The organism is Clostridioides sp. ZZV14-6009 (genome assembly GCF_020658095.1).
Taxonomy (GTDB): Bacteria; Bacillota; Clostridia; order Peptostreptococcales; family Peptostreptococcaceae; genus Clostridioides.
The window spans coordinates 1-1706 of the sequence record NZ_JAGWDG010000041.1; the positions used below are offsets into that span (position 1 = coordinate 1).

Genomic DNA, 1706 nt, shown 5'->3' on the forward strand with positions numbered 1-1706 from the left:
TTTTCAATATCTTCATCCTCTCTAATCTTTTTCTTGTATTTTCTTAATCTATTATTCCTTTAGAATTGGCATATTGTTTAAGAAATTCAACTTGATTTTTTAAATCATCTTTTTGATTAGAGGTTGAAACCCTTGTATAAATAACTATTTTTCTATTATCTGTTTCTTTACGTATTCCTGTATATTCTAGATATTGTTCATAAGTTTTAAATATATTTCTATTTTCTAAGTACAACTCCTTAAAATGTGTACAATTAAATTGTTTTGTATTTTTAGTATTTATATAAATTTTCAAAATTTATTTACATTCATAAATTGCTCGTCCTTGCTCGTAGATATTATTTCCATAACTATCTATAGCTACTGTAAGTTTAAGGTCTTCTACTACAATCTTTCTTATAGCTTCAGCACCTAAGTCTTCATATGCAATAATTTCACATGATTTTATCGAATTTGAAATGTATGCACCAGCTCCTCCTATTGCTGCAAGATAAACTGCTCCATACTTCTCCATGCCTTGTATAACTTCTTCACTTCTTTTTCCTTTACCTATCCTGAACCTCCCATGACTAAAGTCACAGGGTTCCTGCTTCATAGAATTTTGCATACTAAAATATGTCTTACCAATTCTCCACAGGCTATCCCCGTAGTCCCTACGGTTCTTACATAAGTTATCTATCTTAAACTGTTATTAGTCTTAATCCTTCTTTTAGTATATTTATACTTGCATTTATATCTCTATCGTGAGTTACATTACAACAAGGACAAATCCATTCTCTTATATTTAAATTCTTAATTTCCTCGTTTTTGTACCCACATTTATTGCATATTTGTGAACTTGCAAAGAATTTACCTACCTTTACAATTTGTCTACCATACCAATTAGCCTTGTATTCTAATTGACGAACAAATTCTGACCATGACACATCAGAAATAGAACGAGATAATTTACGATTTCTAGTCATATTCTTTACTTGTAAATCTTCTATGCAAATAATATCATTTTCTTGTATTAATTTAGTAGATAGTTTTTGTAGAAAATCCTTTCGCCTATTAGCTATATGTTCTTGAAGTCTTGCAACTTTTAATCTTGCTTTATTTCTATTTAAACTACCGATTGTTTTTCTCGATAATTCCCTTTGTAATTTAGCAAGTTTGTTTAATGACTTCTGAAGATACTTAGGATTTTCTATAAATTGTCCACAACTTGAGATACAAAATTCTTTAATTCCTAAATCTAAACCTACCTGATTATTAGTATTTTCAAATGCTTCAATATCTATATCTCTACAGCATAATGATACATAATATTTACCACTTGGTTCTTTGGATACAGTAGCATTAAGTATTCTCCCTTGAGGTACTTGTTTATCCCTTACTTTAACCATACCAAGTTTAGGTAATTTTATATATTGACCACAATACATAATATTTCCATTTGTAAAGTTCGTTCTATATGAAAATCTATTAGTTTTCTTTGATTTAAATTTAGGAAATCCTGCATTTTCTTTAAAGAATTTTTTATATGCGTTTTCTAAATCTTTTAAGATGTTTTGTAGTGAAAATTTGTCAGGTTCTTTAAGCCACTCTAATTCTTTTTTTAAATCAGTCAAATCAGAACTGCACTGCTTATAAGTAAAAGTTTCTTTATAGTTTTCATAAACTTCTATTCTTTTAGCAAGATATTTATTATATACAAATCTACA

Annotated in this window: 1 protein-coding gene and 2 pseudogenes; all 3 read right to left on the bottom strand. The window is 28.1% G+C overall.

The window, feature by feature from the left end; genetic code table 11:
• Positions 1-49: 49 nt before the first annotated feature.
• Positions 50-211 (bottom strand): annotated as a pseudogene (locus KGF36_RS19815) (recombinase family protein); the annotation flags it as partial.
• An 87-nt stretch (positions 212-298) separates the two neighbouring features.
• Positions 299-562: pseudogene (locus KGF36_RS19820) on the bottom strand (fumarate hydratase C-terminal domain-containing protein); the annotation flags it as partial.
• A gap of 118 nt (positions 563-680) precedes the next feature.
• Positions 681-1706, bottom strand: a 1026-nt coding sequence (gene tnpB / locus KGF36_RS19825) for an IS200/IS605 family element RNA-guided endonuclease TnpB (RefSeq protein ID WP_227854973.1), incomplete at its 5' end; no start/stop codon positions are given.